This window comes from Reyranella sp. CPCC 100927, assembly GCF_007859315.1.
In the GTDB taxonomy this organism is placed as follows: Bacteria; Pseudomonadota; Alphaproteobacteria; order Reyranellales; family Reyranellaceae; genus Vineibacter.
In genome coordinates, this window is sequence record NZ_VOHA01000042.1 from 1 (window position 1) to 25,808 (window position 25,808).

General features: G+C 67.3%; 26 protein-coding genes. 15 read left to right on the plus strand and 11 right to left on the minus strand.

Annotation, left to right across the window (positions count from 1 at the left end; genetic code table 11):
* Window positions 1–144: 144 nt before the first annotated feature.
* From FQU96_RS41190 to FQU96_RS41200, 3 genes are all read right to left on the minus strand, one after another.
* On the minus strand, window positions 145–1,068 hold the full coding sequence (locus tag FQU96_RS41190; RefSeq protein ID WP_146547267.1) for a creatininase family protein: 924 nt from the start codon (window positions 1,066–1,068) through the stop codon (window positions 145–147).
* A 19-nt stretch (window positions 1,069–1,087) separates the two neighbouring features.
* Window positions 1,088–2,947, minus strand: a complete 1,860-nt coding sequence (locus tag FQU96_RS41195; protein ID WP_146547268.1) for an amidohydrolase — start codon at window positions 2,945–2,947, stop codon at window positions 1,088–1,090.
* 337 nt (window positions 2,948–3,284) lie between these two features.
* Window positions 3,285–4,217, minus strand: coding sequence for a hypothetical protein (locus FQU96_RS41200; protein WP_146547269.1), 933 nt, complete (start codon window positions 4,215–4,217; stop codon window positions 3,285–3,287).
* Between the two features lie 232 nt (window positions 4,218–4,449).
* On the opposite strand from FQU96_RS41200, the gene FQU96_RS41205 reads away from it, so the two are divergent.
* Together FQU96_RS41205 and FQU96_RS41210 are read left to right on the plus strand one after the other, a co-directional pair.
* Entirely contained in the window at window positions 4,450–5,343 is an 894-nt protein-coding gene (locus tag FQU96_RS41205; protein ID WP_218575078.1) for a patatin-like phospholipase family protein, read from the plus strand.
* A gap of 22 nt (window positions 5,344–5,365) precedes the next feature.
* Window positions 5,366–6,226 (plus strand): creatininase family protein, encoded by an 861-nt coding sequence (locus FQU96_RS41210; protein WP_255468870.1) that lies wholly within the window; start codon window positions 5,366–5,368, stop codon window positions 6,224–6,226.
* Here the strand turns inward: FQU96_RS41210 and FQU96_RS41215 are convergent, their stop codons facing one another.
* Together FQU96_RS41215 and FQU96_RS41220 are read right to left on the minus strand one after the other, a co-directional pair.
* Window positions 6,227–6,760: a cytochrome b gene (locus FQU96_RS41215; RefSeq protein ID WP_146547271.1), complete on the minus strand. Its 534-nt coding sequence runs from the start codon at window positions 6,758–6,760 to the stop codon at window positions 6,227–6,229.
* Window positions 6,753–7,853 (minus strand): GTP cyclohydrolase II, encoded by a 1,101-nt coding sequence (locus FQU96_RS41220; protein WP_146547272.1) that lies wholly within the window; start codon window positions 7,851–7,853, stop codon window positions 6,753–6,755. Before FQU96_RS41220 ends, FQU96_RS41215 begins: the two co-directional genes overlap by 8 nt.
* Window positions 7,854–7,954: 101 nt before the next feature.
* Here FQU96_RS41220 and FQU96_RS41225 point away from each other — a divergent pair, with 101 nt between their 5' ends.
* Window positions 7,955–8,755, plus strand: a complete 801-nt coding sequence (locus FQU96_RS41225) for a RibD family protein (RefSeq protein WP_146547273.1) — start codon at window positions 7,955–7,957, stop codon at window positions 8,753–8,755.
* On the opposite strand, the gene FQU96_RS41230 is transcribed toward FQU96_RS41225, so the two are convergent.
* From FQU96_RS41230 to FQU96_RS41245, 4 genes are read right to left on the minus strand one after another with little or no spacing between them, the layout of a single operon-like run.
* Window positions 8,745–9,563 (minus strand): class I SAM-dependent methyltransferase, encoded by an 819-nt coding sequence (locus FQU96_RS41230; RefSeq protein WP_146547274.1) that lies wholly within the window; start codon window positions 9,561–9,563, stop codon window positions 8,745–8,747. The genes FQU96_RS41225 and FQU96_RS41230 overlap by 11 nt on opposite strands.
* Window positions 9,560–10,633, minus strand: coding sequence for a glycosyltransferase family 4 protein (locus FQU96_RS41235; protein WP_255468871.1), 1,074 nt, complete (start codon window positions 10,631–10,633; stop codon window positions 9,560–9,562). Before FQU96_RS41235 ends, FQU96_RS41230 begins: the two co-directional genes overlap by 4 nt.
* Entirely contained in the window at window positions 10,626–11,027 is a 402-nt protein-coding gene (locus tag FQU96_RS42985) for a 6-carboxytetrahydropterin synthase (RefSeq protein WP_146547276.1), read from the minus strand. The genes FQU96_RS41235 and FQU96_RS42985 overlap by 8 nt, the downstream gene beginning before the upstream one ends.
* A 26-nt stretch (window positions 11,028–11,053) precedes the next feature.
* On the minus strand, window positions 11,054–12,019 hold the full coding sequence (locus FQU96_RS41245) for a zinc-binding alcohol dehydrogenase (protein ID WP_255468872.1): 966 nt from the start codon (window positions 12,017–12,019) through the stop codon (window positions 11,054–11,056).
* 105 nt (window positions 12,020–12,124) lie between these two features.
* Here FQU96_RS41245 and mdoH point away from each other — a divergent pair, with 105 nt between their 5' ends.
* From mdoH to FQU96_RS41280, 7 genes are all read left to right on the plus strand, one after another.
* Entirely contained in the window at window positions 12,125–13,906 is a 1,782-nt protein-coding gene (mdoH, locus tag FQU96_RS41250) for a glucans biosynthesis glucosyltransferase MdoH (RefSeq protein WP_218575079.1), read from the plus strand.
* Between the two features lie 6 nt (window positions 13,907–13,912).
* Window positions 13,913–14,659 (plus strand): FkbM family methyltransferase, encoded by a 747-nt coding sequence (locus tag FQU96_RS41255; protein ID WP_146547278.1) that lies wholly within the window; start codon window positions 13,913–13,915, stop codon window positions 14,657–14,659.
* A gap of 539 nt (window positions 14,660–15,198) precedes the next feature.
* Window positions 15,199–16,506: a CitMHS family transporter gene (locus tag FQU96_RS41260; protein ID WP_146547279.1), complete on the plus strand. Its 1,308-nt coding sequence runs from the start codon at window positions 15,199–15,201 to the stop codon at window positions 16,504–16,506.
* A gap of 10 nt (window positions 16,507–16,516) precedes the next feature.
* Window positions 16,517–17,002: a universal stress protein gene (locus FQU96_RS41265; protein ID WP_146547280.1), complete on the plus strand. Its 486-nt coding sequence runs from the start codon at window positions 16,517–16,519 to the stop codon at window positions 17,000–17,002.
* 6 nt (window positions 17,003–17,008) lie between these two features.
* Window positions 17,009–18,163 carry an ABC transporter substrate-binding protein gene (locus tag FQU96_RS41270; RefSeq protein WP_146547281.1) on the plus strand — a complete coding sequence of 385 codons (1,155 nt, stop codon included), beginning with the start codon at window positions 17,009–17,011 and terminating at the stop codon, window positions 18,161–18,163.
* 47 nt (window positions 18,164–18,210) lie between these two features.
* On the plus strand, window positions 18,211–18,744 hold the full coding sequence (gene ppa / locus FQU96_RS41275) for an inorganic diphosphatase (protein ID WP_146547282.1): 534 nt from the start codon (window positions 18,211–18,213) through the stop codon (window positions 18,742–18,744).
* Between the two features lie 208 nt (window positions 18,745–18,952).
* The gene (locus FQU96_RS41280; protein WP_146547283.1) at window positions 18,953–19,324 is read left to right on the plus strand and encodes a PRC-barrel domain-containing protein; all 372 of its coding nucleotides are present in this window, start codon (window positions 18,953–18,955) and stop codon (window positions 19,322–19,324) included.
* Between the two features lie 115 nt (window positions 19,325–19,439).
* On the opposite strand, the gene FQU96_RS41285 is transcribed toward FQU96_RS41280, so the two are convergent.
* Window positions 19,440–20,414 (minus strand): SDR family oxidoreductase, encoded by a 975-nt coding sequence (locus FQU96_RS41285; protein WP_146547284.1) that lies wholly within the window; start codon window positions 20,412–20,414, stop codon window positions 19,440–19,442.
* Between FQU96_RS41285 and FQU96_RS43230 the strand changes: the two genes are divergently transcribed.
* On the plus strand, window positions 20,413–20,703 hold the full coding sequence (locus FQU96_RS43230) for a DUF6496 domain-containing protein (protein WP_370461642.1): 291 nt from the start codon (window positions 20,413–20,415) through the stop codon (window positions 20,701–20,703). The two genes, FQU96_RS41285 and FQU96_RS43230, sit on opposite strands and share 2 nt — an antisense overlap.
* A complete protein-coding gene (locus tag FQU96_RS41290; RefSeq protein ID WP_255468873.1) occupies window positions 20,612–21,202 on the plus strand; it encodes a hemerythrin domain-containing protein in 591 nt (196 codons plus the stop codon). Before FQU96_RS43230 ends, FQU96_RS41290 begins: the two co-directional genes overlap by 92 nt.
* 62 nt (window positions 21,203–21,264) lie before the next feature.
* On the opposite strand, the gene FQU96_RS41295 is transcribed toward FQU96_RS41290, so the two are convergent.
* Window positions 21,265–21,900: a hypothetical protein gene (locus FQU96_RS41295; RefSeq protein WP_146547285.1), complete on the minus strand. Its 636-nt coding sequence runs from the start codon at window positions 21,898–21,900 to the stop codon at window positions 21,265–21,267.
* Window positions 21,901–22,219: 319 nt separating this feature from the next.
* Between FQU96_RS41295 and FQU96_RS41300 the strand changes: the two genes are divergently transcribed.
* Genes FQU96_RS41300 through FQU96_RS41310 form a run of 3 tightly spaced genes read left to right on the plus strand, consistent with a single transcriptional unit; the run spans window position 22,220 to window position 25,807 of the window.
* Window positions 22,220–23,269, plus strand: a complete 1,050-nt coding sequence (locus FQU96_RS41300) for an extracellular solute-binding protein (RefSeq protein WP_146547286.1) — start codon at window positions 22,220–22,222, stop codon at window positions 23,267–23,269.
* Window positions 23,266–24,351, plus strand: coding sequence for an ABC transporter ATP-binding protein (locus FQU96_RS41305; protein ID WP_178131174.1), 1,086 nt, complete (start codon window positions 23,266–23,268; stop codon window positions 24,349–24,351). Before FQU96_RS41300 ends, FQU96_RS41305 begins: the two co-directional genes overlap by 4 nt.
* 10 nt (window positions 24,352–24,361) lie before the next feature.
* Window positions 24,362–25,807, plus strand: a complete 1,446-nt coding sequence (locus FQU96_RS41310; RefSeq protein WP_178131176.1) for an amidase — start codon at window positions 24,362–24,364, stop codon at window positions 25,805–25,807.
* Window position 25,808 lies beyond the last annotated feature (1 nt).

A 25,808-nucleotide genomic window follows, 5' to 3' on the forward strand; every position in this document is an offset into this window, starting at 1 on the left:
GCGAGAAAACTGTCACCCATGTGCTGAGTACAATCTGTTACCCATGTGCTGCGGTCGCACTCCTTCGGGCACCTCCCCCAACGTTCGTTGGGGGAGGGAAGAGCTTGCGGTCCGGCCAACGGTTGAGAGCGGCTCCCGGGATATCTACCGCGGGTTCGCCACCGTCTTCGCGATGGCGTCGGCGAGCGCGCCCGCCGATCGCGTTGCGTCGGTTCGGCCGCGCTCGGCGTTCGCGTCAGCCGGGGCGCCGAGATAGCCGTGCGGCGTGACCTGCAGGGCATGCTCGCCGCCGCGGCGCCATGTCGCCAGTTGCTCGGGTGTCAGGTTGGTCGGCGGCAGCGCGGCGATCGCGTCGGCGCGCACGACCGCCGGGAAGTTGCCGAGCATGCTGGAGGTTTCGCCGGCGCCGGCGTGGACGTCGGGCTGCGGGCGTGTCGCCGGTGGCGTGGCGGGCGGCGGCGGATCGGCGGTGAGCACAAGATGCCGGTCGTCCAGGGGCAGGCCGATGCGCTCGGCCATCATGCGGTTGGTGACGAAATAGACGCGCATGCCTGCCGCCGCGGCACCGCGCTTCACGCCCTCGAAAATCGCACGGTTGTGGGCTGCATCGCCGTGACCTGAGACGCAGAACACGGCACCAATGCCGTCGCGCTTGAGGCTGCGGAACACATCGACCATCACCTCGATCATGATCTCGGGGCGGACGTCGATCGAGCCCGGGAACGCGCTGGTGACCCGATTCACGCCCCAATAGAAGACTGGCACCACCAGGGCCGGGATGTCGCGCCGTTCCAACGCCTCGCGCGCCAGTCGCGTGTTCAGGTACGGGCCGTAGACGTCGGTTCCCAGCGGCAGGTGAGGGCCATGTGCCTCGATCACGCCCAGGCCCCACAGCGCGACCGCGCCCCGTTTGATGGCGTCGGCGTACTCGGTATGGGTCATGTCGGCGATGGTGCCGGCAAAGATCGAGTAGCCGTTTTCTGCCGTTGCCGGTTGCTGGGCGTGGACCGTGGCGGACAGCGTCGCCATCCCGATGGCTGTCGAGAGTGCCAGGATCGTCCTTCTCATCTGCGTTCCTCTCCTTGGTTCATCCGAACACACCGGTATCGTGAACAGGGCGTCCGGCGAGCAACGTGGCCAGCGCCCGCGTGTCGGGGATCCGGTCCTGCTCCACCGTCATGATGTCCTGCGACAGCACGACGAGATCGGCATGCTTGCCGGGCTCGAGCGAGCCGGTGACGGTCTCCCGGAACGACGCGATCGCCCCGTTCAGGGTATAGGCACGCAGCGCCTGTTCGCGCGTCACCTGCTCGGCGGTGCCGAGCGTGCGGCCGCCGAAGCCTTCCTTGCGGGCGAGCATGATCCAGAAGGCGAGATAGGGATCGTACGGCTCGCCGTCGGTGGAGTTGGCGATCGGTAGGCCGCTGTCGAACCAGGACCGGAACGGGATCGCTTCCGCGCTGAGGTCCGGTCCGAAGGCCGCGAGATAGGTCTGCCCGTAGACCCACAGGAACGTGCTGGCCGTCGTCGGCACCACGCCCATGGCATGGGCTCGCCGCATCTGGTCGCGGGTCGGGAACTGGCAGTGCTCGATCGCGAAGCGCCGGTCGCGGATACTGCTTTGCTGGTGGATGCTTTCGAAGATGCCGAGCGTCGTTTCGATCGCCGCCCGTCCCGAGCACTGGACCTGCAGACGCAACCCCGCTGCCGCGGCCGTCACGAGCGCGCGGCGGAGATTCGCGTCCGACGTCAGCTGCGCGCCGCGCCACATGCCGCCCTGTGGCCGACGGTAGGGCTCGACCATCAACGCAGCCCCCGCGCCGGCGGCGGAGTCGAATGAGAAGCCCAGTCCGCCGAGGGTCAGCAGGTCATCGCCAAGGCCGTTTCCACCCGCCGTCCGGCGCGCGCGCTCGATCACGTTGTCGGCTGCCTGGGAGTCGCCATAGGCGCTGAACGGGAAGGCGAGGGGGCAATAAGCCCTCAGCGTCAGCTCTCCCGTGGTTCGAAGCTTTTGGAGGACGGCGATCGTGCTGTCCTCCATGCCGTGACCTTCATAGATGCCCGTAATGCCGGCGCGCGCGAAAGCACCCATGCCGGTGCGGACGGCCTGCTCCTTGAGTTCGCCGGCCGGCGGCGACGGAATCCGGGGAAAGAACGGCGTGCGGCGCGGCCAGCCCCGCAAGGGAACGAGCCGAGGGTAGTTGTAGTCCATGAACACGCCGGTCGGCTCGCCGCGTTCATCCCGCACCGTGATCGTGCCGTCGGGATCCTGTCCGGCCGGCGGAAGTTGACCGCCGCGCAGCGCCGCACTGTTGGCGATCGCGACGCCGGGGGCTGCGAGGTAGTGCGGTTCGATATAGACGGGGTTGTCGGGCGCCACGCGATCGAGGTCGGCGCGGTTCGGCCACCGCTTCTCGGCCAGCGCGTCGGGATAGCCGTAAAATCGGGGTGGCCCGATGAAGGGCGGCAGCACCAGCCACGCGCCGCGCTCCAGTCGCGACACCTCGCGCGTAACGACGCCCAGGACATCGGCGACCGAGCGGATCTCGCCCCAGTTGAACGCCAGCAACTTGGCGCCGACGCCGTCCATGTGCGGATGCGCATCGATGAACCCCGGGATGACGGCCTTCCCGGCAAGATCGACACGCCGCGTTGCGGAGCCGGCCATATCCAGCAGCCGTCGATTGTCGCCGACAGCCATGACGCGCCCATCGCGGATGGCCACCGCTTCATGCACGCGATGGGTGGTCCCGCCGCTGTGAACCGTGCCGCCATGGAGCACCATGTCCGGGGCGTTGCCCTGGGCGCGCACGGCCCCGGACCACAGTGCGGCGCCCGTCACCAAGCCCGCCTTCAGGACGTGCCGGCGGTTGCGGTGTCCCGACCGCTCCGGTGGGTTTTCCGGTAATGCGCCGGGTGCGGGATGCATCCAGTCAGAAGAGTTCATGATGGGTCAAACCTCGCAGGGGACGAAAGCATCCGGAGGCGACACCGCCCGTTGGCGGATCGATCGCGGTCACGCGACGCGGAACTGCGAGCGTCGACTCCTCATCACGCCGGGTCGACCGATCGCTACGGCATCTCAAGCGTGTTCATGGGACCACTGAATTTAGGATAAGTCAAATAATTTATAAATTTCATCTTTATCATGAAAAATCGCAAATACAGAAACAGCGTTGGGCAGGCTGCGATCGTCCGGGTTGAGTGCGTCCTCGGCTGAGCCGGAAGAGTCGGGACGCAGAGGCATCGCCATGGCGACTGGCGGCAACCGCCGTGCGCCGAACTCAGGGTTGCCCGCCCAGCAGGCGCTTCTGGCGGGCTGACACCGGCACCGAGCCGCTGTCGAACTGGATGCGATGCACGTAGCGCCAGCCGTACAGGGCGCCGGTGTGGCGGCGCGCGCGGGTCATCCATGGAGCGGCGTCATATTCCGTGGCCACCAGGCCCATGCCCATGATCGATCGCGCACGCCTCACCGTGAGACCATACTCTTCCTCGCTGTTTCGGGGCAGGCCCAGGGCCTTCGCCGCCGCGAAATCGACGTGCTGGAAGACGCCGTCGGGCGACAGCGGGCTGTGGCCTAGCCAATGGCCAACTTCATGAACGGCGGGAGCCTGGGTGAACTGCACGCCGCTTTTGTGCTGGTTGGTCATCGACCGCAGGGAACGGTCGTCAATTAGCCCGTGATGTACAATCGGGGGAAAAGCCTTGTAGTTCTGATCAGAAACGGCGAGCAGCTTGGCCACCCTGACCCGGGCACCGTTGGCGGCCCAGCGCACAAGGTTCACTTCCAGCGAACAGACCAGATGCGCCGGCAGCGTACGGCCCGCGATGAACTGGCGAAAATCGGCGTCGGTCATCTCGCCATCACCGTCGCCTTCGGGTGGCAGCAGGATGATCTGGTTGTTCCAGCCGCGTTCGACCGTTTGTTTGAAGTTCCGGCAGAAAGTCGCGAAACCGTCGGTCGTCCAGCTCTGTGCCGGAAAGGTGTTGTCGCCGGACTTGTCGGTCTCGTCGAAGTTGACCGAGCCGACACGACGGAACCTTTCGCCCGCGGACGGCGCCAGGTAGCCGTTTGCACTGGAGGGGTTGGCGGGATCGTAGGGAATGAGCGCTATGTCGAGGCTCAGCCGCAGCCTGGCCGCCAGGCCATCGCGCGCCAGATCCAGCGTCGAGTTGAATGTTTTCCTGTCCGCGATCAGCCGCCGGATCGTCATCGCTCACCTGTTATGCAAGCGTCAAATGCAGTGAAGGTAGGGCCTCATCGCGGGCTGATCTTGGGCCAGCGTGCCATCGCTTCGGCGTAGAGCGCACAGCGTGCCACCAGCGCTCCATCCAATCGGCCTGTCGTTCGTGATGAGGATCTTTCTGAGCCGGCAGCGGCGGCTGTACAGTGCGCCCGTTCGGGTAGTCTCTGAGGATGGTCAACGCCCTCGCGTCGGGCTCGCCTTGGGCAGCGGTTCCGCCCGTGGCTGGTCGCATATCGGCGTCATCGATGCGTTGACGGAGGCCGGGATCGAGCCTGACATCGTCTGCGGGACGTCGATGGGCGCGCTGATCGGCGCCGCCTACGTCGCCGGCCGGTTGAGTGCGTTGCGGCAATGGGCCGAGGCCGCGACGTGGCGCCAGATCGCCCGGCTGACGGATGTCCGGTTGTCGGGTGGCGGCCTGATCAGCGGCAGGCTGATCGTCACCTTCCTGCGCAACCTGGGTATCAGCGAGCCCATCGAAAGCTATACTGCCCGCTATGCGGCGGTCGCCACGGAACTGGCGACCGGACGCGAGGTGTGGCTGCAAACGGGGCCGATACACGACGCCGTCAGGGCCTCCATCGCGTTGCCCGGGATCTTCAGCCCGGTACGGGTCGACGACCGGTGGCTGGTGGATGGCGGCATCTCCAATCCCGTCCCGGTATCGGTCTGCCGCGCGCTGGGTGCCGACGTGATCATTGCGGTCAATCTCAACGGCGACCTGCTGGGGCGACGCTTTTCCGAGCCCGAGCCGCCGGCCGCCACCGAGTCGACGCGGGTTTCCGGCGAGGTGGTCCGTCGGCTGCTGAGCCGGTTGCCGCTGCCGCTGGCACGCAAGGCAACCGAGTCGCCGGCCCAGGCACCCGCGGAGGGTCAGCCGGCGCCGGGCTACTTCGACGTGCTCACGGCGTCCATCAACATCATGCAGGATCACATCACGCGCACGCGCCTGGCGGGTGAACCGCCGCATGTCATGCTGGTGCCGCGGCTGCGCAGCATCGGTTTGATGGAATTCCACCGCGCCCCGGAGGCGATTGCCGAAGGCCGTGCCTGCGTGGAGCAGGCGTTGCCGACATTGCGGCGTTATCTGTAGCAGCGCTCTGTTGCGCCGGCGTATGGTGGCCCATGCAACAGATGTCCCGGAGCGTCGCATGCCTGACAACGTCCGCCGTTGGGAAGACCTGACCTGGCAGGACTTTGCGCACCTCGACGTCGAGCGCAGCGTGACAGTTCTGCCGGTGGCGGCGATCGAGCAGCACGGCCCGCATCTGCCGCTGTCCACCGATGCGGTGATCAACCGCGGCATCCTTGACCGGGCCCTGGCGCAGACCGCCACCGATACGCCGCTTCTCGTCCTGCCGGCCTTTCCGGTGGGACGCAGCGATGAGCACACGGCGTTTCCCGGCACGCTGACGCTGGGCGCGGAAACACTGTCGCGGGTCTGGTTCGAGATCGGGCAGTCGGTGCACCGCGCCGGGCTGCGCAAGCTGGTGATCGTCAATTCGCACGGCGGCCAGCCGCAGATTTGCGACATCGTGGCACTCGATCTGCGGATGCGTCTGGGCATGCTGGCCGTTGTCGCCAACACCTTTGCCTTTGGCGAGCCTGCAGGGCTCTTTCCCGAAGAGGAACGTCGGCACGGTATTCACGCCGGCGCGCACGAGACCTCGATCCTGCTGCATTTGCAGCCCACCACCGTGCGCACGGCGCGCATCGATGTGTTCCCGCCGGCGTCGGCCGCGCACGACCAACATCATCGCGAGTTGCGGTTCCACGGCAAGGTCGCGATGGGCTGGGCGACGCAGGATCTGCATCCGCAGGGCGCCTGCGGCGACGCACGCCTGGCCAGCGCCGCGGCCGGCCAGGCGATCGTCGAGCATGTTGCGGCCCGGCTCGCGGTGCTGCTGGACGAAGTGTCGCGTTATCCGCTGGCGAATCTGAAGACGGGACCACTCGACGCGAGACGCGCGCCGTAGTCACAGCATGCGGCGCAGCACACCGTCGCGGCGCACGAAATGGTGGAACAGCGCGGCGCCGATATGGATCGCTATGGCCACCGAGAGGGTGATGCCGATGATGCCGTGCCAGGCCAGGATCTGCTTGGCTGTCGGCTCGTCCTTGCCGACCAGCGCCGGCAGTTCGAACAGCCAGAAGACGTTGATCGGCGCCCCGAAGGCCGACGTGCCCCACCAGCCGATGATCGGTTGGATCAGCAGGATGGCGTAGAGCAGGTGGTGCACGGCCGCCGATGCCAGGTGCTGCCAGGCGGGCACCCCGGCGGGCAGGGGCGGCGGCGGATGCGTCAGGCGCCAGGCGAGACGGACGGCGACCAGCACGAACAGCAGCACGCCGATCGAGCGATGCACGTCGAACAGGGTGTTCTGCAGCCGGCCCGGCGGCAGGTCGAGCAGGACGAAGCCCATCGGAATCGTCGCCAGCACCAGGACGGCCGTGGTCCAGTGCAGCAGCCGCGCCACCGGCGTGTAGCGGGCGACGGTTTGGCTAGGCATCGGACACCTCGTCGCCGGTGCTGTCGATCAAATGGCCGGCGCGCTGCTGCTTGGCGCGCAGATAATCCCGGTTGCTGTTGTTCACGGGCGCCACCAGCGCGATGCGCTCGGCAATCGAGACGCCAGCCTCGCGCAAGCCGGCCATCTTCGTCGGGTTGTTGGTGAGCAGGGCGACGTCCTCGATGTCGAGCAGGCGCAGCATGCGCGCGGCGATGTCATAGCGCCGCTCGTCGCGATCGAAACCGAGCACGGTGTTGGCGTCGATGGTGTCGAGGCCGCGGTCCTGCAGCGCATAGGCCCGCATCTTGTTGGCGAGGCCAATGCCGCAGCCTTCCTGGTCGAGATAGAGCAGCACGCCGCCGCCGCACGCCGCGATCATGGCAATCGCCATGCGCAGCTGGTCGCCGCAATCGCAGCGTTGCGATCCGAAGGCGTCGCCCGTCAGGCAGGCCGAGTGCAGCCGCACCGGGACCGGCCGGCTGCGATCCAACGCACCGATCACCACGGCGGTCCAGAACTGTCCGAGCGCGTCGCGGAACACGTTGAACTGCGAGTCGCCGGCATCGGCCAGGGGTACCCGCGCGCTCGACACGCGGCGCAGCGAGCCCGCAAGGCCGGCGCGGAATGCCAGCACCTCGGAAGCGGTGACGTGCGGCACGGCGTCCGCCGGCGCCGGACGCGCCACGACGCGCCCGCGGATCGCCAGCGCCGCGGGCAGCAGGCGCGCGAGCTTGGCGAGTTCGATGGCGGCGGCGGCGACACGCCCGCCCGGCGCGACCGCGGCATCGCGGTCGGCGGCGCTGGCAAGCGCCACGACCTCCTCGCAGTCAATCGCGGGAGGCAGGCGCACGACTCCGGTCGCGATGCCATCCGTACCGAGCGCGGCGGCGCGCGTGCCGGAGACGAACAGGTCGATCGGCGCATCGCCACAGGCGGCGAGCGCCGCCAGGCGCTCCGCAGTCAGGCCCTCGACCGGCAGGACCAGCGTTCCAGCGTTTTCCTCATCGGCAATGAGAACAGGAAGACCGGCGACAAACGCGCCGATGGCGCGCTGGGTCGGCGCAAGCGGGGCATTGGCAAGCAACGGCATCATGGGTGCGGGTACGCCGGTCAAATCTCGATGTTCGTACGATCCCACAACGAATCCCTCCCACAAGGGTATTGTGTACGTGAGGTGTCGCGTAATGTCAGTCCATGAGTGAACCTTCCGTGAACGCCGAAAATTCCCCCGCTCACCTGGAAACGCTCTCCGACACCGATTGGTGGTATGTCCGCGCCGCGCGCGGTGGCGCCGGCCTGGTGATCGCTGAACCCTGGCAATCGGTCTTTGCGCCGCTGGTTGCCCCCGCGCCGTCCCTGGTGATCGGCCAGATCGGCCAGTCGCTCGACGGTCGCATCGCCACCCCAAGCGGCCACTCCCACTACATCAACGGTCCCGCGGCCATCGTCCATCTGCACCGCTTGCGCGCGCTCGTTGACGGGGTGATCGTCGGTATCGGTACGGTGACCGCCGACGATCCGCAACTGACGGTGCGGCAGATTGCCGGCCCCAGCCCGGCGCGGGTCGTCATCGATCCGCACGGCCGTCTGCCGCGCAGCGCCAGGCTCCTGACCGCCGACGGCTGCCGCCGCGTCGTCGTGACGCGACCGGGCACGACCATCGACCTGCCTGGCGATGTCGAAAGGCTCAGCATCGAGGCTGATGCAGCCGGTGCGTTGGCGCCGGCAGCGATCGTGCAGGCGCTGGCCGCAATCGGCCTGCGTCGCGTGCTGGTCGAAGGGGGTGCGTTCACGCTCTCGCGGTTCCTGGCCGCGGGTTGTCTGCATCGACTGCATATCCTCATGGCGCCGTTGATTATTGGCGCCGGTCCGACCGGTCTGTCCCTGCCGGCTATTGACCGGTTGGACCAGGCCTTGCGTCCCGCCATGCGCATCTGGCGATTGGGTCAGGATGTGCTGTTCGATGTTGATCTCGGTGCAGGCGTCAACGGGTAGGCAGGGCCCAGATGTCGACATGCCCGACGGTGATGCGCGCGCGCCCGGCTTGAACCGCCTCAAGCCGTCGCTCCCGCCAGCGGTCGAGGTCATGCCGGTCGAGCACATCCTGTTCGGACGCCGCCTGGTGCCAGCCCTTCACCAGTTCCGCCTGCAGGCCGGCCTCATGGCCGCCCAGCATCCAGTCGGCCGTCGCATGATGGACAGTGAAGTCATGCGCTGCCAGGCATTCGATCAGCCGGGCCGCGGCCAGCGGCCCGAGCGCGCCACCAAAGCCCTTGTCGCGTTCCTGGTGGGCATTGAAGGCACGCCAGACCTGCGAGTCGAACGGGTCGGCCGGCTCCCAGGCGATGCGGCCATCGTAGGTCAGCGTCGCATAGATCGGTCGCCGGTGGACATCGGCGGCCGTGGCCATGCGCTCGAGCCATGCGCTCGACGTCAGGTCCAGGAAGGCCGATAGGGTCACCAGATCCGCCGGCAGCGCCATCACGACTTCGAGATCGCTCTGCACATCGGCGGGGTGCGCCTGCCAGGCGATCGCCTGTGTCACCGGCAGCCGGCCGTCACAGCGCTGTTCGATCGCGGCCAGCAGGTCCGGATCGCGATCGACCAGGCGCCAGTGCTGCCGCGCCGGCAGATGCGGGGCGAGGACGCGCAGCGTGGCGCCGGTGCCGCAGCCGAGGTCGGTGACGGCGATCTGCGTGCGATCCCTGAAGTGGCGCGCGACCGCCGCCATCAGGTCGGCATTGCGGGCGCGCCGGTCGGCCGGCTCGCGCAGGTCGAGCCACACGGCGGCGAACGCGCTCATGCCTGTGCTGCCACGAGTGCGGTGGCGAACGCGGCGGCCGCGTCCGGCCATCGCGGCAGGCGGGAGGCTGCCTGCCGCGCCGCCTCGGCCAGGCGATCGCGCGCGGCGGCATCGCTCAGCAGCCGGCGCAGGGCGGCGGCCAGCGCCGGAATGTCCTCGGGCGGTACGAGCAGAGCAGCACTCTCGGGAGCCGCCTCGGCAATCGCACCGGCCGTGGTGCCGATCACCGGCAGGCCCTGCGCGATCGCCTCGGCATAGACCATGCCGTAGCCCTCGTAGCGCGAGGCGAGGACGAACAGGTCGGCGGCACGATAGTGCTGTTGCATTGCGCTGGGCGGCACGGCGCCGACGAGCGTGATGCGGTCACCGAGGCCGGCGTCGGTGATCTGGTGGTGCAGGGCGGCCGCGGTCGACGGATCGCGCGTTGCGTCGCCAACGATGTCGAGCCGCCACGGCAGATCCTGCAACATCGCCAGCGCCGCGATCAGCAGATCATGCCCTTTGCGCGGCACCAATGTGCCGACGCTCAGCAGTCTGACCTCTCCTCGCCGGGGAGACGTCGGTACGGCCCGCGCGCGAGGCGGCGTTGGATCGGTGCCCGGCGGCGCGATGGTGATGTGCCCCTGCGGAACACCGTAGTCGGCCGTCAGTACCGCGGCCGTGGCGCGGCTGGTCACGATCACGCGCCTGGCGGCCGCCAGGGCCGCGCGCTCACTGGCACGAAGGGTGTCGGCGCGGGCCGGCGTGATGCCGGACTCGAGTGCCAGCGGATGATGCACCAGCGCCACCAGAGGCCGCGCGGCACCGAGATGGCGGCCGATATCGGGCAGGGCGCCCAGCGCCAGGCCGTCGACGATGATGGGGATTCCCGCGGGCATCTCTGCCAGCGTGCGATAGGTCGCGGCCAGGATCGCCGGGTCGGGCAGGGGAAACTGGCCGCTCAGCGCCACGTGCCGCATGTCCCAGCCGAGCTGGCGCAATTCGTCCATGATGCGCCGATCGTAGGCATAGCCGCCGGTCGGCGTATCGATATCGCCGGGGATGGCGAAGATCGCGCGCCGCTCAGCCAAGCGGCGCCTCGTACCACCCGCGCGCGACGTGCGACTCCGACAGGGTGACGCGCAGGATATCGATCTCCGACGCCGGCCGACCGAGCTTGCCGGCGCGGGCGCCGTCGGCGATGCGGTCATGGATGTAGCGGGCGAGGAACTCGGTGGTGGTGTTCTTGCCGGCGAAATCCGGCATCTCGTCGAGATTGCGATAGTTCAACGGCTCCAGTACCTCGCGCAGGACCGTGATGGCGCGACCGATATCGACCACCAGTCCCGCGGCATCGAGATCGCGGGTCAGGAAGGCCGCGTCGACCACGAAGGTGGCGCCGTGCATGCGCTGGGCCGGGCCGAAGATCTCACCCCGGAAACTGTGTGCCACCATGATGTGGTCGCGAACTTCGACGGCGAACATGACGGCACTCCTCGATACTGATGCGTTCAGGAATAGGCCACGACCTGGCACAGCGCAGCGCCATCCGGTCCCAGCAGTGACGGCAAGGCGGCGGGCAGGTCCTCGAACGGCACGTCCGGTTCGAGCAGCACGTCCAGTCGCGGATCCCTCAGCAGCGCCAGTGCCGCCGAGAGACGGCGCCGATGCGGCCAGCGTGCCCGCATCGCGGGTGCCACGCGGCCGACCTGGCTTGCCACCAGGCGCAGCCTTCGGCTGTGGAAAGCACCGCCGAGGGAAACACTGGCCGCGCGATCGCCGTACCAGCTCAACTCGACGATGGTGGTTTCATCGCCGGCGGCGGCCAATGCCGTCGCCAGGCCTTCGGGCGTGGCGCTGGCATGAAACACCAGATCGCACTCGGCTGGTGCCGCGTCCGGTGCCGCGAAGCCGACACCCAGGGCGGCGGCAAGCGCCGCGCGTTCCGGGCGGATGTCGACCAGGGTGACCTGCGCGCCCGCGACATGGCCTGCCAGCCAGGCGACCAGGGCGCCGACCGTGCCGGCGCCGATCACCGCGACACGGCTGCCCGGCAGGACAGCGGCATCCCAGAGCGCGTTCAGCGCGGTTTCCATGTTGGCGGCGAGCACCGCGCGGCGCGGCGGCACGTCCGCAGGCAGCGCGACCACGGCGTCGACCGGCACGACGAAGGCGCTCTGATGGGGGTGGAGCGCGAAGACCGCGCGGCCCAGCAGGTCGCCGGGGCCGGCTGTGACGGTGCCGACAGCGGCATAACCGTACTTCACCGGAAACGGAAAGGCACCGGCCTGGAACGGCGCGCGCATGCGGTCGTGCTCGGACGTGGGCACGACGCCCCGGAAGACGAGGCTCTCGGTGCCGCGGCTCAGTGCCGAATAGCGCGTCTGGACCAGCACCTCGCCCGGGCCGGGCGCGGCTGGCGCTTCGTCGCGCAGGACCGCCTGCCCGGGTGCGACATACCACAGCGCGCGGGTCACAGCGCCGTGTTCCGGCGCTCGGTCCATTGCTTCGACGCTGCTGCCAAGGCTAGCCTCTTCGACGATCGAGAACGAGCAACGGGCGCCCATCACCATGATATCGCAATGACCGGTCCTGTGATTCAGCCGCACTGCGACCCGGTCGATATGCCACAGAAGATGGCCTGGCGCCGCATCGTTTTCGCCCTGCTGGTCACCGCCAGCGTGGCGGCCATGCTGGGCCTGATGGCCTACACGTTGGGCGCCGGCGGCCTCGACATCGTCGATGGGCTGATGCTGGCGTGCTTTGCCGTGACCCTGCCGTGGTCGGTCATCGGCTTCTGGAACGCGGTGATCGGGTTCGCGCTGATGCGCTTCACCGGCGATCCCCTGGCCAGGGTGGCATCGTGGGCAGGACACGATCGACGGGATGCGGCGATCACGGGGCACACCGCCATCCTAGTCTGCACGCGCAACGAAGAAGCCGCGCGCCTGCGCCGCAACCTCGTCGAGATGATCGCCGGCCTGATCGCGTCCGGCGCCGCCCCGCACCTGCATGTTTTCCTGCTGAGCGATACCGACCGGCCCGACATCGCGGCGGCCGAGGCCGAGATGGCGACCGAACTCGAAGCGCGGTTCGGCGCAACGCTGCCGATCACGTATCGCCGCCGGTCGACCAACCCGGGCTTCAAGGCGGGCAACATCCGCGACTTCTGCGAGCGTTGGGGCACCGGGTTCACGTTCGCGCTGGTCCTCGATGCCGACAGCGTCATGAGCCCGGCAGCGATCTTGCGGCTGATCCGGGTGATCTCGGCCAACCCGCGGCTGGGGATCGTACAGAGCCTGGTCGTCGGTCGGCCAAGTCTCAGCCCGTTCGCCCGCGTCTTCCAGTTCGGCATGCGCCTGGGCATGCGGTCCTATACGCTGGGCAGCGCCTTCTGGCAGGGCGATTGCGGACCCTATTGGGGCCACAACGCCATCATTCGCCTGAAGCCGTTCATCGACCACTGCGTCCTGCCGGTACTGCCCGGTGATGGTCCGCTGTCCGGCCACATCCTGAGTCACGACCAGGTCGAAGCGGTCCTGATGCGACGGGCCGGCTATGACGTTCGCGTTCTGCCGGACGAAGACGGGTCATGGGAAGAGAATCCGCCGACCCTGCTGGAGTTCATCCGCCGCGACCTGCGCTGGTGCCAGGGCAACATGCAGTACTGGCGGCTGCTCACCCTGCCGGGCCTGCGCGCGGTCAGCCGCTGCCAGCTCGCGCTGGCGATCCTGATGTTCATCGGATCACCGGCGTGGATGTTGCTCGTGGCGCTGGCGACGTTCCGCGGCCTGCTGATCGAGACGCCAGGCCCGGTATTCCGGCCGGAGACCGGCCTGCTGCTGTTCTTCCTGGCGATGGGCATGACGTTCGCACCCAAGATCGCGAGCATCCTCGACATCCTGGTGCGCCCCGGTGCCGCGGCGGGCTTTGGCGGCGCGCTGCGCTTTCTCGCCAGCGCGGTGCTGGAAACGCTGTTCTTCGTGATCCTGGCGCCGATCATGGCCGTGGCGCACACCGTGTTCCTCGGCGGCCTGGCAGTCGGCCGGGCCATCGGCTGGACGGCGCCGGTGCGCGAGGATCATCGCGTGACGCTGGGTGCGGCGGCGCAGCGCCTGTGGGTCCAGACGCTCGCCGGCCTCGGGCTGCTGGCGTGGTTCGCCATCATGGCGCCCGGTGCGCTGGGTTATGGGATCCCGTTCTTCGCGCCGTTGGTGCTCGCCATTCCCTTTGCGATGCTGAGCGCGCGGCCCGAGGTCGGCGCGGTCCTGCGGCGGCTGGGACTTGCCACCATCCCCGAGGAAGTGGCGCCGCCCGCCGCGTGGACGCTGCTCGGCACGGCCGATGCCACGGATGGAGCCTGAGCGCTCATGCTGACGGCCCTGAAGCAGGCCGCCGCGATCGGCCGTTCGCTCTGGGTCTATCATGGTGATCCGGCGCGCCATCGCCGCATGGGCAGGCTTTATGCGCGCTTCGTGCGGCCGGGCGATCTGGTTTTCGACATCGGCAGCCATGTTGGCGATCGCATCCGGTGCTTCCGCCGGCTGGGCTGCCGGGTTGTCGCCCTGGAGCCGCAACCCTCGCTGGTGCGCGTGCTTCGCCTGCTCTATGGCCGCGACGACGGGGTCACGATCCTCGAGGCCGCGGTCGGCGCGCGCATCGGCACGCTGGCATTGCACCTCAATCTCGCCAACCCGACCGTGGCCACGGGATCGGCCGGCTTCATCGCCGCCGCCGAGGGCAGCCCGGGCTGGGAGCGTGAGCGCTGGACGCGCACCGTGGAGGTGACTCTCACCACGCTCGATGCGCTGATTGCGCAGCATGGTACGCCTGCCTTCATCAAGATCGACGTCGAGGGGCTGGAGGATGCGGTGCTCGACGGGTTGTCCCGCCCGGTGCCGGCGCTGTCCTTCGAGTTCACGACCATCCAGCGCCACGTGGCGCTGGCCTGCCTGCGGCGGTGCGTGGCGCTGGGGTTCCATCGCTTCAACGCGGCCCTGGGCGAGAGCCAGGTCCTGGTTCACGACGACTGGATCGACGACGAGGCCATGGCGCGCTGGCTCTGCGCGTTGCCGCACGACGCCAACTCCGGTGACGTCTACGCCGTGCATGCCTGACAACCACGCCGTAAGGCGGCAGGGCGATCGCATACGGCCCGCACAACCTCATCCTGAGGAGCCGGCGCAGCCGGCGTCTCGAAGGATGGGCGACAGTCGCGCCGATTCGTTCCAGCTGTTGTCGCACTGTCGTGCGGTAGCCCGCCCTTCGAGGCACTCGCTGCGCTCGCTCCTCAGGGCTGTCGGCTTCACACATTGTCGCTGCGATTGAACCGCGAGAAACACGATCATTCCTGGGAGCGCGGGCGTCCCGCCCGCTCATGTCGGGCGAAAGCAAAGCTTTCGCCTTGATGCGGGCGGGACGCCCGCGCTCCCAGGGCTCGCTTCGCTCGCAATGACAGCGTGAATGCGACAGCTCCTTAGGGTGAGGTGGGTGTCATATGCGATTGCCTGCCCGGTGGGGAGGCAATCGCACCGTGCAACCATGGGGCTGAGGCCCAAGATCGACCCGTCCCGGTTTTTGGCGCATAGTTTTTGACCGCTCCCGTCCTTCACGCTGGAGGCGCAGGCGCGAAGAGAAGGCTTGGGGAGGCGTGAGCATGCTGACCGTTCTGGCCTATCTGATGATCATCGTCTTCATGGCGCTGATCATGACGAAGCGCCTGCCGGCCGTCGTCGCGCTCATTGTCATACCGATCGTCTTCGGTCTGATTGGAGGCTTCGGCAAAGACCTGGGTCCCATGATGCTCACGGGTGTCAGCAAGCTGGCGCCGACCGGCGTCATGCTGATGTTCGCCATCCTCTACTTCGGCATCATGATCGATGCCGGTTTGTTCGATCCCGTCGTGAAGTTCATCCTGCGGCTTGTCGGCGGCGATCCGATGAAGATCGTCGTGGGCACCGCGGCATTGGCGATGACCGTCGGTCTCGACGGCGACGGCTCGACGACCTACATGGTGACCGCCGCCGCGATGCTGCCGCTGTACGACCGGCTGGGCATCAACAAGCTGGTGTTCGCCTGCGTCGTCATGATGTCCTCGCACAACATGAATCTGCTGCCCTGGGGCGGTCCCACGGCGCGCGCCACCAGCGCGCTGGGTCTCGACGTCGGCCAGGTGTTCGTGCCGCTGATCCCGTCCATGGTCATCACCGCGGTGTGGGTCCTGTTCGTCGCCTACCTGCTGGGCATGCGCGAACGGCGCCGGCTGGGCATCATCCAGCTCGATACCCTGACCGATGGCGCAGGGGAGGCAGCGGCGCACGACCGTTCCCTGCTGCGCCCGCACCTGCTGTGGTTCAACTTTCTGCTGACTTTGGCGCTGTTGGCGGCGCTGGTGGCCGCCATCATGCCGCTGCCCGTGCTGTTCATGATCGCCTTTGCGATCGCCATCACGGTCAATTATCCGGGTTTGCAGGCGCAGAAGGAGCGAACGACGGCGCACGCCGAGAACGTGCTGCCGGTCGTCGCCCTGATCTTCGCCGCCGGGATCTTCGTGGGCATCCTGTCGGGCACCAAGATGGTGGACGCGATCGCCGAGAGCGTGATCGCGGCGGTGCCGAGCTGGATGGGCCCGTACATGGGGATCGTGACGGCGGTGTTGAGCATCCCGTTCACCTTCTTCATCTCCAACGACGCTTTCTACTTCGGTATCCTGCCGATCCTGGCCAAGACGGCCGCCGTCTATGGCTTCGACCCGGCACAGATCGCGCGCGCGTCCCTGGTCGGCCAGCAGGTGCATTTGCTCAGTCCCCTGGTGGCCTCGACCTATCTGCTGGTCGGCCTGGCGAAGGTCGAGTTCGGCGACCACCAGCGTTTCACGCTGCTATGGGCGATGACGTCGGCCGTGGTGATGCTGCTGGCCACCATCGTCACCGGCGTCGTTCCCATCTTCGGCAGTCCGTCTTGAGGGCAATGCCATGAGCAACAGCATCCGCAACATTCTCTATGCCGCCGACCTCGGCGACGGCAGCGAGCAGGTGCTGGCCTATGCCATCGACCTGGCCAATCGCCTGGGCGCCAGCCTGCAGGTGCTGAGGGTCATTCCCGATCATCGCGAGAAATCGCTGGTTGAGATCGACTCCCATGTGCCGCAGGAAGCGCTGGACCAGTATCACGATGACCGCATCGCGCGGGCCAAGGCCCATATCGAAGCGCAGATCGCTGCGTTCTATGCCGTCCGCGCCAGCGAGAAGCCCGCCCGTCCCATCGGCGAGGTCGCCATCAAGGAAGGCGACGATGTTGCCGACATCGTTCTCGAGCAGGCCAGATCGAGCGCCGCCGACCTGGTCCTGATGGGCTCGCGCGGCGACGGCCTGCTGGTCGGTCTGCTGTTCGGTTCGGTCGTGCACGATATGGTGCGCCAGGCCCGGATTCCCTTGCTTCTGGTGCCCGTGGAAGGATGATCGGCCATGCGGACACGGGGCAGGCGGGATTTCCTGAAGCATCTCATCGCTGTTGGTGCCGTCCCGGTCGCCGGTGCGTCCGTGCGCGCGCAGACAGCCGACGACGATGCGATCTCCTACGCCCCGCGCGCGGCGCCGCCGGCCGGCTATCCAGCCGCGTACGGTACGATCGTGCGGGCGGCCGAGGACGAGGGCCGCCTGGTGGTCTATTCGAATACGGACGCCGATATTGCCGCCCCGCTGGTCGCGGATTTTCAGGCCATGTACCCTCGGATCGAGGTGACGTACGAGGACATCAACGCGACCGAGCTCTATCATCGCTTCGTGGCCGAATCGAAACTGGGCACCGAGACTGCCGACATCCTGTGGAGCTCGGCGATGGATCAGCAGGCGGCCCTCGTGAGCGACGGCTATGCGATGGCCTACGTTTCGCCGGAAAAGGCCGGCCTTCCGGGCTGGGCCCACTGGAAAGACGAGGCCTTCGCCACGACCTACGAGCCTGTCGTCTTCGCCTATAACAAAGCGGCGCTGACCGACCAGGATATGCCGCAGACGCATGCTGATTTCGCCCGGCTGCTGACGGCGGACCCGGCCCGTTTCAGGGGCAAGGTGTCGGGCTACAACATTGAGAAATCGGGCCTTGGCTTCTTCCTGGCGACCCGCGATGCAACAATTTCGCCGGAATTCTGGACTATCGCCAGGGCGCTGGGCCGGACGGAGCCTCAACTGGACCTCACGACCGGTGCCATGGTGCGCAAGCTGATCGCGGGCAGGACGGTGATCGGGTACAATCTGCTGGGAGCGTATACGGCGCAGCAAGCGCAGGCCAATCCGACGCTCGGATACGTCTTTCCGCGCGACTACACGCTCGTCATGTCGCGGGTCCTGGTGGCCAACGGCAAGGCCCGGCATCCCAATGCGGCAAAGCTCTGGATCGACTATATGCTGTCCAGGCGGGGACAGGCCGTCATCGCCAACGCCTCCCGCCTCTATGCCGTGCGCGAGGATGTCGATGGCACGGCCACGGCGAAGAAACTGAAGCAGCTGCTGGGCGCCAGCGAACGGCCGATCGCCATCGGGCCTGAGCTGACCGGCTACATGAACAACCGGAACTATCGCGATTTCATCCTGCAATGGAAGAAGGCGATGTCCGGTTCGTGACGATTGCAACTGAAAACAAGCTCCAACGTGAAAGGTAGACAATCAAGATGCGCATCGAAGCTATCGCCACGGGCACGAATCCACCGGAAGATGTCAACGTCATCATCGAGGTGCCGATCGGCGGTGAGCCCATCAAGTATGAGATGGACAAGAACGCCGGCACGCTGATCGTCGACCGCTTCCTGCACACCTCGATGCGCTATCCGGGCAACTACGGCTTCGTTCCGCACACCCTCTCGGGCGACGGTGACCCGATCGACGTCCTGGTCTGCAACACGCGCGAGCTGATCCCCGGCTGCGTGATCAACGTGCGTCCGATCGGCGTGCTGATCATGGAGGACAACGCGGGCCAGGACGAGAAGGTGATCGCGGTACCCTCGACGCACCTCACCAAGCGTTATGGCCACGTCAACAACTACACCGACCTGCCGCAGATCACGCTCGACCAGGTCGCCCACTTCTTCGAGCATTACAAGGACCTGGAGCCCGGCAAGTGGGTCAAGCTCCAGGGATGGCGTGATGCCGCCCACGCCAAGAAGATGATCGAAGAGGCGATCGAACGGGCAAAGGCCACGCGGTAGCGACGGACCGCAGCTTGAGCCTTGCTGCGTTCATCATGCATCTGCGTTGGCTCACGGGCGCGAAGACTCGACGCGACGTTGGCTCCCGGTGAAAGCGTTGCCGCCGTTCGGACGGTCCTGGCGCAGGCCGGCTTCAGTTCTGTGCGCACGGCGGAACTTGCGCGTCGGGATGCCGTTAGGGCTCTGCCGTCACACAAGGAGGGCTTCCATGGCAACCAAGAACGCGGACCTCGACCGCAAGGCGCATAGCACATCCGGCAACATCATCGCCGCCGACAAGGTGGAAGGGACGAACGTCTACAATCTGGTCGGAGACAAGCTGGGCTCGGTCGATCACGTCATGATCGACAAGTCGAGCGGCAAGGTCTGCTACGCCGTCATGTCGTTCGGCGGTTTCCTCGGCATCGGCGAGAGCTACCACCCGCTGCCCTGGCACAAGTTGACGTACGACGAGTCCAAGGGCGGGTTCGTGGTCGACCTCGACAAGCAGCGTCTCGAGGGCGCGCCGTATTCGAAGGACGCGGCTTTCGACTGGACCCCGGATTGGGGCCGCCGCATCGACGACTACTATCGCCTGTAGACGGTTCGATGGTTGAAACGCCCCCGCAGCCGGGGGCGTTTCAACGCAGATCACTCTCGATGCCCCTGGCCCTCTGGTGTCGCGCAATCGGCCCGATACGCCACCATGCCGGCCCTCAATAGCCGCCAACGATCGGCAGGATCTCGCCGGTGATATAGCTTGAGCATGACGGTGCCGCGAAGAACACGAAGGCCGGCGCGATCTCTTCCGGCTGGGCGGCCCGGCCCATCGCCGTGTCCTCGCCGAAATGGGCGACCTTTTCGGCCTCCTTGTCCGCCGCGTTCAGCGGCGTCCACACCGGCCCCGGGGCGATAGCGTTGACGCGGATGCCACGGTCCACGAGTTGCGCCGACAGCGCGCGCGTGAAGGCATGGATGCCGCCCTTCGTCATCGAATAGTCCAGGAGCTGCTTGCTGCCGTCCAGCCCGGTGACCGACCCGGTGTTGATGATCGATCCGCCCTTGCCGAGGTGGGGAGTCGCTGCCTTGGCCATGTGGAAGTAGCCGTAGAGGTTGGTCTTCAGGGTGCGGTCGAATTGCTCCTCGCTGAGATCCTCGATCCGCGCGACGTGCTGCTGGAACGCCGCGTTGTTGACCAGCACGTCGAGATGGCCGAACGCGGCGATCGTGTCGGCGACGGCTCTGCGGCAGAAGGCCGGGTCGGTGACGTCGCCGGGGATCACCATGCACTGCCGGCTCTCCGCCTCGACGGCGGCCTTGGTGGTCGCGGCGTCGCCGTGTTCGTCGAGGTAGACGATACAGACGTCGGCACCCTCGCGCGCGAACAGCACGGCAACGGCACGTCCGATGCCGGAGTCGCCGCCGGTCACCAGGGCGACCTTGCCGGCCAGTTTCTCCGATCCCTTGTAGGCGGGTGCCTGGTATCGCGGCGCCGGCACGATCTGCGATTCCGTCCCGGGTTTAGCCTGATGCTGCGCGGGGAAGGGCGGTTCGGGATAGCGTGTGGCGCCGGCCTGCATGGGTTTGTGCCCGCCGGTGCTCTCGTGCGCCGCGTTGGCCTTCCGGGCCTTGCCCTGCAGGCGCCTGTGCGCCGCTGCCGTGCCGGCGGGCTGCTGGTGGGTTTTGGGCATGGCTGTCACCTCGGCTGGAGATCCGTTGTCCCAACGTCAATCTGGAAGCCGGGGTTGCCCTCGGGCGGGTGCTCCCGTCACGGCGGCGGCGATCGCCATCGGCCTGTCGGAAGCCCGCAAGAAGGGCGAAAAAAGTCCCGCGCCGGAAATCCGCCCGGAAGGCGGCTTGATCCGGAACCGCCACGCGTTGGCGCCGTTTGTCCGGCGCCAGTTCTTCTACGCGCCGCCACGGAGGGCCACCCATGCCGACCAGGAAATCAGCCGACGCCATTGCTCTGCTCAAGGCTGATCACCGTCATGTGGAAGACTTGTTCGAGAAGGCCGGGAAGGCGCGGGGAGATCGCAAACAGGCGCTTGTCCGGAAAATCTGCACCGAGCTCGCCATCCACACCATGATCGAGGAAGAGATCTTCTATCCGTGCTGCAAGGGGCAGATCGAGGACGAGGATGTGCTGGATGAGGCGTATGTCGAGCACGACGGTGCCAAGGTGCTGATCGCCGAACTGCTGCAGAGCGATCCAGACGCCGAGTTCTTCGATGCCAAGGTCAAGGTGCTGTCGGAGATGATCAAGCACCACGTGAAGGAAGAGGAAAGGCGTGCCGAGGGCTTGTTTGCCCAGGCAAGAAAAGCCGGGCTCGATGTGGATCAGCTCGGTGAGATGCTGATGGCGCGCAAGCAGGCCCTGATGAAGGCCGTGGAGGAGGGTCGCGACCTGCCGGCGCCGCACACGCGCAGTTACACCGGTCACACGCTGATCCAGGACGCTCCCGTCGCGGTGGCCACCTGAAGGAGCGGCTACCGGCTTTCCGACGCGGCGCGCCGACAGCCCGCCCATGGACGCCCCGGCCGCTAGTGCACGGGAGCCGTGGGTGCGTTTTCTTCGATAGCGGCGGCCATCTGGCGCAAATGAGCGGCGGCGCCGGCGGCACCCAGTCCTGAGACGAGCGTTTCCATGATTGCGGCGAGGACCGTTTGCACGGCGTCCGGATCGGGAACGTTGCGCACCATCATCGTTGCCAGGACCTGGTCAAGAACGTGCTTGGTTGCGCCGTAGCGTGCCTCGACAGCGTCGGTCTGCGGATAGAGCCGATCCAGGGCTTCCGCAACATGCTGCGCGATCTCAACGGCAACACCATCGGGCATGATCAGGGCATTGTCCGACGGTGGGGTTTCCATCCCTGGGTGCGTCGGAGGCGAGACGCCATAATGGCCTGCCAAGTGACGGATATGCGCGGCCAGCGCCTCGCCGCCCGGACCACCCTCGATCAGGACTTGCGCGATGATGGCGGCCAGCGAGACGACTGCATCGTGCTGAGACCAGCCTTTCAGCATCATGGTGTGAATGCTGACTTTCGTCACGATCTCGAGCCCCAGCAGCAGGTTCGCTTCGCCGTCGGCCGGCCTGGCCATCAGGACGTCGAGTGAGTCGGCCAGGACCTGGCTCTGTTCGCGCGCGTCATCGAGGCTGATGTGCTTGTCGGCCATGAACTGCTCCTGCGGGTGGACCACCCGCTCACAAGGGACGTGGATGGACCGAGAACGTCCGGCGCTACGGTACGTTGCCTCGGGGCGGCCGCGAGCCGGATGGTTCGCTCTTTGTCGGGAGCGCCGATCTGTGACGACGCCGGCCCCGCGACACCCACGACTGTCGTTGCCGGATATGCCGTCGCGCTGTCGGCAATGCCTTTGCCGCGCGTCGACTGGTTCATAACCTTTTGGAATGATCACCGGGAGCGAATGAATTTTTCTGTCGTCTCCAGGCCAACCTAAATTTGGAACCACAGGGGTTGCGAAGGGGAAGACGATGATAAGCCGGTTGAAGGCGTTGGCATGCACTGCCGCCGTGATGTGCGTCACCGCAAGTGCGGCGGCGCAGGAACTGACCATGGCAGTGTGGGGCGGCGGTGGCGCCAACACCTGGCGCGAGGCCTTCATCAAGCAGTTTGCGCCGCAGGGCGGCGGCGTCACCATCAAGATGGTGGAAGTGCCGAATCCGGCCGGTGGCCTGCGTTCTCCGGCGGCGGCGAGCCAGTACAATCTGGCGCTGGTCACCTATTTCGAGGCGATTGCGCTGTCCAAAGCCGGTCTGATCGAGTCCTTCGACGACAAGCAGCTGCCGGGCATTGGCGATGTCGATCCGAAGTACCTCACCCGGGACAAGGCAGGCCGCCATGTCGGCCTGCCGGTCTACTTCACCTACTACGGCATCGCCTACAACACCGAGATGGCCAGGGCGGAGGACTTCGCCTCGTGGCAGGGGCTGGCCGACGCCAAGTGGAAGGGCAAGCTCTCCCTGACGCGCCCGGTCTATCTCGCGCCCTACGACGCAGTGATCATGGCCAAGGCCATGGGCGGCAGCGAGAAGGATATCGACCCTGGCTTCAAGCTGCTGGAGCGCATCGCGCCCAACGTGCTGGCCACTTATACGTCGCTCGCCCACATGAACACGCTGCTGACGCGGCGCGAGGTCGCCGCCGTTCCCTTCTATGCCTCGCGGGTCTGGGCGCTGCGCCGGCAGGGCGCCGCCAACGTCGACGTCGTGATACCCCAGGAAGGGGCCCTGATGTTGCCCTATGTCGTGGTGGTGCCGAAGGGTGCCAAGCACCAGGACAAGGCGCTGCTCTGGCTGAACTACATCGCCGGCGCCGAACCGCAGCTGCGCGCCGCGCTGCTCGATGGCTGGTTGCCGATGAATTCCAAGGTCAAGCTGCCGGAAGAGCTGCAGAAGACGCTGGGCCGGCCCTACGACGAGATCGTGAAGCGTCTCTATGCGCCGGACTGGAGCACCGTCGTCGACCACAACGAGGCGCGCGTCGACCTCGCCGAGAAACTGATGTCCGGTGTCCAGAAGTGACGCGAGGCACGATCACGGTCGTAGGTGTCGGCAAGGACTTCGGCACCACGACGGTCCTTGATGGCGTCGACCTCGTGATCGAGGGCGGCAGTTTCGTGACCCTGCTCGGCCCCTCGGGCTGTGGCAAGACGACGTTGCTGCGCCTGATCGCGGGCTTCCTCGACGCCAGCCGCGGCACCATCGCGATCGATGGCGCACCGATGCAGGGCGTGGCGCCGCGGCGCCGGCCGATCGGTATGGTCTTCCAGAACCTGGCCCTCTTTCCTCACCTCGATGTCTTCGGGAACGTTGCCTACGGTCTCAAGGTGCGGGGTGCGCCGGCGGCCGAGATTGCCGCCAAAGTCTCGCGTTTCCTCGGCCTGGTTGGCTTGGCGGGCTTCGAGCGCCGCCGCATCGGCCAGCTCTCCGGCGGCCAGAAGCAGCGCGTGGCGTTGGCGCGGTCGCTGGCGTTGGAGCCCGCGATCCTGCTGCTCGACGAGCCGCTCTCCGCGCTCGACCTGCAGCTGCGCCGCCAGCTGCAGGTCGAGCTGAAGGCGATCCAGCGCCAGCTCGCGACCACCTTCGTCTTCGTCACGCACGATCAGGAAGAAGCGACCTTGCTGTCCGACTCGATTGTCGTCATGGAGGGCGGTCGTGTGCGCCAGGTCGGCAGCCCGGGCGACATCTATCGCCGGCCGGCGTCGCCGTTCGTCGCGCGCTTCGTGGGCGACATCAACATGCTGGAAGGCCGCATCGCGACGGTGAACGGCGCCTCGGTATCGGTCGACCTCGGCCACCATCGCCTGGACCTGCCACCGTCGGCCATCGTCGGACAAGCGGCGGCCGGTGCTGCCTGCCAGATCAGCTGTCGGCCGGAAGCCGTCGCCATCGCCGGCGATGGTGCGGGCGGGCTCGCGCTCGATGCGCGCATCGATGCACTGCACCGCCTGGGCCCCACGGTGAAGGCGATGCTCGCCACGCCGCTGGGGTCGCTCACGGCGCTGATGATGGCGGGCGCCCCGCATGCTGCGGAACTGTGCGAAGGAAACACGGTGCGCGTCGTCGTGCCTTCCGACACGCTCACCGTCTTCGTCTCAACCTGAAAGAAGAACCATGTCCGCCAGGGATTTCGCCGGCCGCACCGTCGCCCAGCATGTCGAGGCCTTCACGTCGGGCACAGTCTCCGCGCGCGACCTCATCGAGGGTGTCCTGGCGCGCGTGGAGAGGGCCGAGCCTTTCAATCCGATCGCAACGCTGGATGCCGAGGGTGCGCGCGCCGCGGCCGATGCGCTCGATGCCAGGCGCCGGCGCGGTGCCGGCTTCGGTGCGCTGGCGGCCGTGCCGGTCTCGGCCAAGGACCTGATCCTGACCAAGGGCCTGCGGACGGCCTTCGCCTCGCTCACCATGAAGGACAATGTGCCGGCGGTCGACGCCGACGCGATCGGCCAGTGGCGTGCCGCCGATGCCGTGCTGTTTGCCAAGACCACGACTCCCGAGTTCGGCCACAAGGTGCTGACCGACAGCCGCCTGCACGGCGTCACGCGCAACCCGTGGAACCGCGCGCACACGTCGGGCGGATCGAGCGGCGGCGCGGCGGTTGCCGTCGCCCTGGGGCTGGGCCCCATCGCCATGTCGACCGACGGCGCCGGCTCGGGGCGCATTCCGGCCGCCTGCTGCGGCATCTACGGCCTCAAGGCCACGCTCGGCCGTGTGCCGCACGAGGTTGCGCCCGACCAGTTCGGCCAGCTCACCTATCTCGGCGTGATGGCGCGCCATCCGACCGACCTCGGCGCCGGCCTGGCATCGATGTCGCGCGGCCATCGCGACGATCCGTGGACGGCTGCCATCGGTCGCACGCCCTTCGCCTGGCCCGGGGAATCGGGCGGGCATCCGATCGCCGGCAAGCGCATCACCGTGATCCGCCGCATGACCGGCGGCTATCTCGATCCCGACACCGAGACCCGTCTCGACGCGGCGCTCGCCTTCCTCGACAAGAACGGTGCATCCATCAAGGAGATGGACGGCCGCGACGTCGATTGGAAGCTCGACGTGGCCCGCATCATCCTGCGCGCCAACCAGATCGAACGCTACGCCGACATCCGGAAGAACCGGCGCGACGATCTCGATCCGTCCTTCGCCCGGACCTTGGACGAAGGCGATGCGGTCGACGCGGTGATGCTGCGTCGCGCCTTGGCCGACCGCACCACGGCCTACAGGTCGGTGCAGCGCCTGTTCGCCGATGCCGATCTTCTGCTGACGCCTGTTGTGGCGACGCCGGCGCCGCTGGCATCCCAGGATCAGTTCGCGCCGCTGGTCGTCGACGGCAAGCCGCTCGGTGACCTGCGTGCCGCCTGGTACACCTACACGATCCCGTTCAACATGACGGGCCACCCGGCCATCTCGATCCCGTTCGGCCGCTCCACGGCAGGCCTGCCGATCGGCATCCAGGTCGTGGCGCCGTGGTACGAGGAAGCACACCTCATCCGGCTCGCCGAGGCCTTCGATGCCGAGACCGGCGCATCGGCCGCGTTCCCGCCGGGCTTCGCGGCAGGTGCCTGAG

Excerpts from the sequence above, each read along its gene's own strand:
- ppa (WP_146547282.1), top strand. The coding sequence starts at position 18,211 with ATGCGCATCGAAGCTATCGCCACGGGCACGAATCCACCGGAAGATGTC.
- FQU96_RS41200 (WP_146547269.1), bottom strand. The coding sequence starts at position 4,217 with ATGACGATCCGGCGGCTGATCGCGGACAGGAAAACATTCAACTCGACG.
- FQU96_RS41220 (WP_146547272.1), bottom strand. The coding sequence starts at position 7,853 with ATGATGCCGTTGCTTGCCAATGCCCCGCTTGCGCCGACCCAGCGCGCC.
- FQU96_RS41265 (WP_146547280.1), top strand. The coding sequence starts at position 16,517 with ATGAGCAACAGCATCCGCAACATTCTCTATGCCGCCGACCTCGGCGAC.
- FQU96_RS41285 (WP_146547284.1), bottom strand. The coding sequence starts at position 20,414 with ATGCCCAAAACCCACCAGCAGCCCGCCGGCACGGCAGCGGCGCACAGG.
- FQU96_RS41195 (WP_146547268.1), bottom strand. The coding sequence starts at position 2,947 with ATGAACTCTTCTGACTGGATGCATCCCGCACCCGGCGCATTACCGGAA.
- FQU96_RS41230 (WP_146547274.1), bottom strand. The coding sequence starts at position 9,563 with ATGAGCGCGTTCGCCGCCGTGTGGCTCGACCTGCGCGAGCCGGCCGAC.
- FQU96_RS41300 (WP_146547286.1), top strand. The coding sequence starts at position 22,220 with ATGATAAGCCGGTTGAAGGCGTTGGCATGCACTGCCGCCGTGATGTGC.
- FQU96_RS41280 (WP_146547283.1), top strand. The coding sequence starts at position 18,953 with ATGGCAACCAAGAACGCGGACCTCGACCGCAAGGCGCATAGCACATCC.
- FQU96_RS41270 (WP_146547281.1), top strand. The coding sequence starts at position 17,009 with ATGCGGACACGGGGCAGGCGGGATTTCCTGAAGCATCTCATCGCTGTT.
- FQU96_RS42985 (WP_146547276.1), bottom strand. The coding sequence starts at position 11,027 with ATGTTCGCCGTCGAAGTTCGCGACCACATCATGGTGGCACACAGTTTC.
- FQU96_RS41255 (WP_146547278.1), top strand. The coding sequence starts at position 13,913 with ATGCTGACGGCCCTGAAGCAGGCCGCCGCGATCGGCCGTTCGCTCTGG.
- FQU96_RS41225 (WP_146547273.1), top strand. The coding sequence starts at position 7,955 with ATGAGTGAACCTTCCGTGAACGCCGAAAATTCCCCCGCTCACCTGGAA.
- FQU96_RS41190 (WP_146547267.1), bottom strand. The coding sequence starts at position 1,068 with ATGAGAAGGACGATCCTGGCACTCTCGACAGCCATCGGGATGGCGACG.
- FQU96_RS41295 (WP_146547285.1), bottom strand. The coding sequence starts at position 21,900 with ATGGCCGACAAGCACATCAGCCTCGATGACGCGCGCGAACAGAGCCAG.
- FQU96_RS41260 (WP_146547279.1), top strand. The coding sequence starts at position 15,199 with ATGCTGACCGTTCTGGCCTATCTGATGATCATCGTCTTCATGGCGCTG.
- mdoH (WP_218575079.1), top strand. The coding sequence starts at position 12,125 with ATGACCGGTCCTGTGATTCAGCCGCACTGCGACCCGGTCGATATGCCA.
- FQU96_RS43230 (WP_370461642.1), top strand. The coding sequence starts at position 20,413 with ATGGCTGTCACCTCGGCTGGAGATCCGTTGTCCCAACGTCAATCTGGA.
- FQU96_RS41215 (WP_146547271.1), bottom strand. The coding sequence starts at position 6,760 with ATGCCTAGCCAAACCGTCGCCCGCTACACGCCGGTGGCGCGGCTGCTG.
- FQU96_RS41210 (WP_255468870.1), top strand. The coding sequence starts at position 5,366 with ATGGTGGCCCATGCAACAGATGTCCCGGAGCGTCGCATGCCTGACAAC.
- FQU96_RS41310 (WP_178131176.1), top strand. The coding sequence starts at position 24,362 with ATGTCCGCCAGGGATTTCGCCGGCCGCACCGTCGCCCAGCATGTCGAG.